Source organism: Pseudoduganella sp. UC29_106 (genome assembly GCF_044055365.1).
Classification (GTDB): domain Bacteria; phylum Pseudomonadota; class Gammaproteobacteria; order Burkholderiales; family Burkholderiaceae_D; genus Rugamonas.
Map to the genome: position 1 here is coordinate 7,289,999 of NZ_CP171977.1, position 7,408 is coordinate 7,297,406.

Here is a 7,408-nt window from a genome sequence, read left to right on the forward strand (position 1 = left end):
TCGATCCGCCGAGAGTGAAAGTTGCGCTCAGATTATAGAGCCTTAGGCGTGCTCAGCGGTGTCCTTTTGCCCTTGCCACAGCGCAATAACCCAGCTCTTGATATGGCCCAGCTTGCGGTGGAAGAAGTGGTCGGCGCCCGGAATCACGATCACCGGCACATCCTGCGGCCGTGCCCAGTCGAAGACATCGGTCAGGGGGATGGTTTCGTCATGCTCGCCGTGGATAAGAATGGTGTTGGCAGGAATATCGGCCATCTGCCACTTGCCTGCCGCGGCGCCCACCAGCACCAGGCGCTCGGCCGGGGTGCCGGCGGCGATCAGGCGCTGCTGCAGCTGCGACTGCACGAAGGTACCAAACGAGAAGCCGGACAGCGCCACCGGCAGCCCCGGATACTGCTCCGTCATGTGCTTGTACAGGATCATCATGTCATCGGTCTCGCCGTGGCCATGATCGTGCGTGCCTTCGGACGTGCCCACGCCGCGGAAATTGATGCGCGCCACCACATAGCCCAGCGCCACGAAAGTGCGGGCCAGGGTCTGTGCGACCTTGTTTTCCATCGTGCCGCCGTACAGCGGGTGCGGGTGCGCCACCAGCGCGATGCCCTTCGGGGCGCCCACGGGCATGTCGATCATGCCTTCCATCTGGCCGGCGCCGCCCTGCAGGGTAAATTTTTGCGAATTCTTATTCATCATTCTTGATCTTCAAACGCTCTACTTCCACGCCATTGACGAGATGGCTGTCGATAATTTCGTCGATATCCGCCGTGTCCACATAGGTGTACCAGGTGCCTTGCGGGTACACCACGACCACCGGGCCGTGCTCGCAGCGGTCCAGGCAGCCCGCCTGGTTGATGCGCACTTTGCCGGCGCCGTTCAGGTTCAGTTCCTTGCAGCGCTTCTTGGCATGCTTCTGCGCCTGTTCCGCGCCGCGCGGGCCGCAGCTTTCGCGGCCGTCATCACGGTGGTTCATGCAGAAGAACACGTGATGTTTGTAGTATTGCTCACTCATGGCGACCTCTGTTACTTGGTGAATTCGTAATGATACCCGCGATCAGGCCTTATTGAGCTTATGGGACGGCAGCCACAGGAACCACAGCGCGGCCAAGGGCCACAGCAGGGGACAGGAATTGCGCCGCCCCGTTGAAGTTCAGGAACTTGCCTTGCACCCAACTTTGCAGCGTCTCGCTGAAGTAGGGGTTGATCGGCGTGGTATTGATGATCAATAGGCTTAGCAGCAGCGCGGCCGCGGCCAGCCGGCGCTGCGACTGGTGGGGCGCGAAAGCCAGGCCGGCCAGCATGATGGCGCCGATCAGGAAGCCGCCCTGCGCGCCCGGCGTGATCCAGATAAAGGCATTATCGGGCGAGAACAGCAGGGCGGTAGCCACGGTCTTGACGGCGACAGCCGCCAGCACCAGCAGCGATACCAGCACGCCGCGCGGCGCCGTCTTGCGCAGCAGGCAAAGCAGCGTCAGCCCGCCGCCCACCATGCCGCAGGCGGTGACGATGGTCTCGGACAGCCAGTACTGCTCGACCGACAGCACCACATCCGGCCGCACATAGGCCGTCAGATCAATGTCCGTTTCCAGCAGTTCGCCCAGCCACTCGGACAGGATGGGCAGCAGCTGCCCCAGGCCGAACAGGAAGGGCTGCGGATAAATCATGGCCAGCGGCCACAGGCCCACCAGCACCAGGCCCTGGCTGGCGTGCTGGGCGAACCAGCGCTGGCGCAGCTTGTACAGGTGGCTGGTGTCCATCAGCTTGCGCGCGCTGAGCGCGCCGATCAGGGCGCCGATGGTGCCGCCCGCGGTATTGGTATAGAAATCGAGATTGGACGAAACGCGGCTGGGCAGGTAAGTCTGCGCCGCTTCCATCGAGCCGGAAACCAGCATGCCGATCAGCGAAGCAAGGAGGAAGGCCCACACGCCGCGCATCTGCGGCCGCAGCGCATACACCAGCAGCATGCCGAAGGGGATGTAACCCACCACATTGATGCCGGCGTCGAACACTGTCCAGTAGCGCGGCATCCCCGTGTGTTCCAGGAAGATCAGGGGGGACAAGCCCTGGTTGTGCCAGCCGGAGAAGGGGTACAGGCTGGCGTAGACGATCAGCAGGATGTAGGCCAGCAGCGCGGCGCGCGCCACTGGTGAACCTCGCTTGATTCGACTCTCTTCCGTCATCGATTACTGTTGCGGCAGGGTGGCCATCCAGGCCAGGATGTCGGCGGCAATCGCGTCGGACGCGGCGGCCAGGGCGCGCGCACCGCCCGGCGCATCGGCGCTGCCGGCCGGCGAGCGGCGGCTGAAGGTGCGCTGGTCTACCAGCTTGTGGTTGCGGAACACGGAAGCGCGCAGGGACACGCTGGCGTTGGCGCTGGTGGCGCTATCGAAGTTCTGCGAGAACTCGTCTGCTTCAAGACGCAGCAGCGGCAGGCCGCCCGCCGCGTCGGTGGTATTCAGCACCTTCACGCCGGCCTGGGCGAAGCGCGCCTTCATGCGCTGTGTCAGGAGCTGCAGCGGCGTCACGCTCCAGTTGTTGAAGGCGTAGGGGCGCGACTGCTGCGCGTCCGAATACAGCAGGCGGTAATACATGCGCTGTGTATCCAGCGATGCGGGGCCAGTCACGTCTGCCACCACGATGGCCGGGAAGATGGCGGTGGCGGGCACGGCTCCGTTGGTGCCGCTGCTTTCGGCGACCGCGGCCGGCGTCAATGGGCCAAAGTCATAGCTGGTCTGGGACTGGCTCTTGCTGGCGACGGCGCAGCCGGCCAGTGCGGCCGTGAGGCTGAGGAGGATCAGGGTAGTCTTCACGGGAGTGTCCTTATTTGGTCGTGGACTCGAAGCCGGGTTCGCCCGGGCCCGGCGGCGTGTTCGGCGCGCCGAACAGGATGCTGGTCGGGCGGTCGCTCAGGTTGTTCATGGTGCGGCGCACGGCGCGCATCGAGGACTTGGTCTCGTCGGCCAGGCCGTTAAAGCTGGGCAGCGTATCCAGTTCGACGCCGCTGGTGACGGCTTCCAGCGACGTGGTCGCACGGTCCACCGCGCCGGAAATGCGCGCCACGGCGCCGTCCGGACCCTGCAGGCTGGCGGTCACGCGGTTGGCGTCCGCCGCCAGCTGTTCCACCGTGTTTAGCGTCTTCTGGGTTTGTGCGGCCAGGGCCGGCAGCTTGTCGATGGTCGGGCCCAGCTGGGCGGGGATCTGCTGGTAGGCGCGCGCGGTTTCGCTGATGTCCTTGAAGGCGCCCAGCATCTGCTTCTGGTTCTCGTCGCTGAGCAGGGTGTTGATGCGCTCCGTGACCTTCTCCGTCTGCGACAGGATGGCCTTGCCCGTTTTCTCCAGCTGGTCGAACAGGCCCGGATGCAGCGGGATATGGCTTGGATTGCCCTTGCTGGTGCCCAGGCGCGGCGAGCCGGTGGATTCGTCATCCAGCTGGATATAGGCGATGCCGGTCACGCCCTGGTAGCCCAGCGTGGCGTAGGTGGTCTTGGTGATCGGCGTTTCCGGATCGATGGAGAGGTGCACCAGGATCTGGCCGGTGACCTTGGGATCGAAGTCGATATCGTCCACCTTGCCCACTTCCAGGCCGCGGTAGCGCACGGCGGCTTGGGGATTCAGGCCGGGCACGGCGAGCGAGGTCGCGATCAGGTAGGGATCGTATTGCACGCGGTCGCGGTTGAACCAGATGCCGAACAGGACGGCCGCGATCAGCAGTGTGATCGTGAATATCCCGGTCATCAGGGCATGTGATCTGTTTTCCATATGTGCTCCTTATTCGAGGCCGGCCAGCGCGCGCTTGCCGCGGTCGCCCAGGAAGAATTGCTTGATAAACGGATGATCGGTCTTGATCACTTCCTTCGTCGGACCGCATACCAGCACATGCTTTTCGGCCAGCACGGCGATGCGGGTCGAGAGTGCAAACAGCGTATCCAGGTCGTGCGTGACCATCACCACGGTCAGCCCCAGCTCACGGTGCAGGGACTTGATCAGCGAGACAAAGCTTTCGGAAAGGTCCGGGTCCAGGCCGGCCGTCGGCTCGTCCAGGAACAGCAGCTTCGGTTCCAGCACGAGAGCGCGCGCCAGCGCCACGCGCTTGATCATGCCGCCCGAAAGGTCCGAAGGCATCTTCATCGCGTGCTCCGGGCCCAGGCCCACCATATTCATTTTGAGCAGCACCGAGTCGCGGATCAGGTTCTCCGGCAGAACCTTCAGTTCCCACAGCGGCTGCGCGATGTTCTCGAACACGTTCAGCGCGGAGTACAGCGCACCCTGCTGGAACAGCATCCCCCAGTGGTTGCGCAGTTCCTGCAGGTGGGTGGAGGAAGCGAGCGAAATATCCTCGCCGAACACGCGCACGCAGCCCTTGGTCGGTCGCTCCAGCCCAAGCATCTGGCGCAGCAGGACCGTCTTGCCCGTGCCGGACCCGCCGACGATGGACAGGATCTCGCCCTGCCATATTTTCATGTTCAGGTCATTGTGGATCACCGTGCGGCCGAATTTGGTCACCAGGTTGGTGATTTCCACCACTGGCACGCTGCCATCGAGCGTGAGCTGGCCGTCGCCCTCGGGACAGGCGCAGCTTTCTTCTTCCTTGGGCTTATCTTCATTCATCAGTAGCCCACTCCATTGAAGACGATGGCAAACACCGCATCGGCCAGGATCACGACGGTAATCGCCGTCACCACCGAGGTGGTGGTGCCGCGGCCCAGGCTTTCCGTATTCGGCTTGATCCGCAGGCCGAAGTGACAGGACACCAGCGCGATCAGCATACCGAACACGCAGCCCTTCAGCAGGCCGATCATGTAGTTGGCGACCGGCACGGCGGACGGCAGCTTCTGGATGAAGTAGCGCGCCGAGAGATTCAGCTCGATCTTGGCTGCCACCATGCCGCCGATCAGCGCGCTCATGTCGGTCCAGATCACCAGCAGCGGCATCGAGATTGCCAGCGCGATTACCTTGGGCAGGATCAGGCGGAAACCATGCGAGATGCCCATCACCAGCATCGCGTCCAGTTCTTCGGTCACGCGCATCACGCCCAGTTGCGCCGTGATCGACGACCCTGAGCGGCCCGCGACAAGAATCGCCGCCAACAGCGGGCCCAGTTCGCGGATCACGCTCATGCCGAGCAGGTTGACCAGGTAGATGTCGCCGCCGAAGTTGCGCAGCTGCTGGGCCGACAGGTAGGAGAGCACCACGCCAATCAGAAAGCCCACCAGCGCCGTGATGCCCAGCGCCTGGAAACCGGCGTGGAAAATGTTGGCGGAAATTTCGCGCCATGGGCCGCGTATCGGCTGCCTGAAGAAGCGGCCCATATCCTGCGTGACGGAGCCGATCAGGCTTACGAAACCGCGCAGGTGTTCGAGGAAATGCAGCACGCCGAAACCGAGCGTGGTCACCCAGCCGAAGTGCTCCTTGCGCGCACGCGGGATGGCGATCTTGCCGGTGGTTTCGAGGCGCTTGAAGAATTCTTCCTGGCCTTCCGCCAGCTTCAGCGACGCGGGACGGGCATAGTCCCAGGCTTCCCAGAAGAGTTGCGCGCCGATGTGATCGAGGCTGTCGATGCCGCTCAGGTCCCACTCCACGTTCTTATTGCCGTGGAGCTTGTCCAGGCAATTCGAGATCGCCTTCATCACGCGCTTGCTGGCGAGCGCATGGACCTGCCACGTCCCATCGGCCGTAACAGTGCGCCCACCTGGGCTGAAGGTTAGGGTTGGCTCGTTTGCAATAGGCATGTCGCCAGTGTAAGTGAGTTTTGTTTACTACGCTACATTGTGCATCTCTACCGTGTCCAGCCCCGGACGCACATAAGCGCGTCAGGCCGCGAGGTGCCGTGCCTGCCGCTGCGGCGCCGCGCCTGCCTGGGCGGACTTTTGCTTCACACCATGGCCATCGCGCGCCAGCAACTCCGCCACTTCGCCAGCCGGCATACGCTGTTCGAGCCAGCGCCCGACCAGTACGGCCAGCCGGTCCAGCGCAATGCGATGGGTCGCGTCCGTGTTCGCATACAGCCAGTCAGAGAACGCCATGAAGTTTGCGAACGGGTGTTCGCCCAGCAGCACCGGCGTGGCATGCGTGAAGCGGCCCGAGTTCGCGACCAGGTCCCAGTAGCGGGCAAAGCGCACCAGGCGCTGCATGGTCGGGAAGTCGATATCGCGGTTGGCGAGGATGGTGTACGGCGGATAAGGATCGTACACCATGCCGAATTCCTCGGTGTGGCGGATGATCGGCGTGCCGCGCAGGCGCTTCAGGATGCCGAACTGGATTTCGTGCGGGCCCAGCGCCCACAACTTGTCGAAGCCTTCGGCGAAACTTTCCACCGTTTCGCCGGGCAGGCCGGCAATAAGGTCCACATGCATGTGAACGTTGGAGTGGGTGCACAGCCAGCGGATATTGTCCGCCGCCTTCTGGTTATCCTGCTTGCGGCTGATATTCGCTTGCACCACCGGGTTGAAGCTCTGGATGCCGATCTCGAACTGCAGCGTGCCGGGCGGGAACTTGGCGATGCCTTCCTTCAGCGCTTCCGGCAGGTGGTCGGGCACCAGTTCGAAGTGGGCGTAGACGGGATCGTCCGGATTCGCGGCCAGCTTGTCGAGGAAGAACTGCATGATCTTCAGGCTGGTCTTGATGTTCAGGTTGAACGTACGGTCCACGAACTTGAACAGGCGCGCGCCGCGGGCGTGCAGCGACTCCATCTCCTGCAGGAAGTGCTCGATATTGAAAGGCCAGGCCGTCTTGTCCAGCGAGGACAGGCAAAACTCGCACTTGAACGGGCAGCCGCGGGAGGCTTCCACATATAAGGTGCGGTGCGCCAGGTCCTGGTCGGTGTACTCCGCATAGGGCAAGGTGATTTCCGCCATCGGCGGCTGCACGCCGGCGTGCACCTTCATCAGCGGCTTCGGGCCGTGCAGGATTTCGCCGCACAGCTTGGGGAAGGTGACGTCGCCCCAGCCGGTGACCACGTAGTCCGCCAGCCGCGCGATTTCCTGTTCGCCGGTTTCATATGAGACTTCCGGTCCGCCCAGCACGATCGTTACCTGCGGCGCCACACGCTTCAGCGTCGCCACCAGGCGTGTGGTCTCCTCCACATTCCATATATAGACGCCGAAGCCGACAATTTTCGGCTGCGCCGCCAGGATGCGCTCCACCATCTCGGTCGTCTTCGCGCCGATTACGAATTCCTGGATACGCGTCTGCGTTTTCAGCTCGCCCATATTGGCAAGCAGGTAGCGCAGGCCCAGCGAAGCGTGGGTGTAGCGGGCGTTAAGAGTGGACAGCAGGATGGTCATAATGCGAAAGGACAGTGAATCGCCAAACCACCGATTGTACCCCTGCCGCCGGCGCCCCTTAAAACCCACGGCGTGAACCAGGTGGCTGCCACATCGTGGCAGCCACCAGTTTTTTGCCGTGGGTTCTA

The 7,408-nt window shown here is 63.2% G+C and carries 7 protein-coding genes and 1 pseudogene; all 8 read right to left on the minus strand.

Going from position 1 to position 7,408, the window contains the following annotated elements:
- Nucleotides 1-42: 42 nt before the first annotated feature.
- The 8 genes and pseudogenes from ACHMW6_RS36125 to ACHMW6_RS36160 all read right to left on the minus strand — a co-directional run bounded on the left by ACHMW6_RS36125 (nt 43) and on the right by ACHMW6_RS36160 (nt 7,280).
- Nucleotides 43-690 carry an alpha/beta hydrolase gene (locus tag ACHMW6_RS36125; protein ID WP_395408793.1) on the minus strand — a complete coding sequence of 216 codons (648 nt, stop codon included), beginning with the start codon at nt 688-690 and terminating at the stop codon, nt 43-45.
- Nucleotides 683-1,009 carry a (2Fe-2S) ferredoxin domain-containing protein gene (locus ACHMW6_RS36130; protein ID WP_395404580.1) on the minus strand — a complete coding sequence of 109 codons (327 nt, stop codon included), beginning with the start codon at nt 1,007-1,009 and terminating at the stop codon, nt 683-685. The genes ACHMW6_RS36125 and ACHMW6_RS36130 overlap by 8 nt, the downstream gene beginning before the upstream one ends.
- A gap of 42 nt (nt 1,010-1,051) precedes the next feature.
- Nucleotides 1,052-2,177 (minus strand): annotated as a pseudogene (locus tag ACHMW6_RS36135) (VanZ family protein).
- Nucleotides 2,178-2,180: 3 nt separating this feature from the next.
- Entirely contained in the window at nt 2,181-2,807 is a 627-nt protein-coding gene (locus tag ACHMW6_RS36140) for an ABC-type transport auxiliary lipoprotein family protein (RefSeq protein ID WP_395404582.1), read from the minus strand.
- A gap of 10 nt (nt 2,808-2,817) precedes the next feature.
- Nucleotides 2,818-3,756, minus strand: a complete 939-nt coding sequence (locus ACHMW6_RS36145) for an MlaD family protein (RefSeq protein WP_395404584.1) — start codon at nt 3,754-3,756, stop codon at nt 2,818-2,820.
- Between the two features lie 9 nt (nt 3,757-3,765).
- Nucleotides 3,766-4,605, minus strand: a complete 840-nt coding sequence (locus ACHMW6_RS36150) for an ABC transporter ATP-binding protein (protein ID WP_395404586.1) — start codon at nt 4,603-4,605, stop codon at nt 3,766-3,768.
- Nucleotides 4,605-5,726, minus strand: a complete 1,122-nt coding sequence (locus tag ACHMW6_RS36155; RefSeq protein WP_395404588.1) for an MlaE family ABC transporter permease — start codon at nt 5,724-5,726, stop codon at nt 4,605-4,607. The genes ACHMW6_RS36150 and ACHMW6_RS36155 overlap by 1 nt, the downstream gene beginning before the upstream one ends.
- An 81-nt stretch (nt 5,727-5,807) precedes the next feature.
- A complete protein-coding gene (locus ACHMW6_RS36160) occupies nt 5,808-7,280 on the minus strand; it encodes a DUF4080 domain-containing protein (protein ID WP_395404589.1) in 1,473 nt (490 codons plus the stop codon).
- Nucleotides 7,281-7,408: the final 128 nt, after the last annotated feature.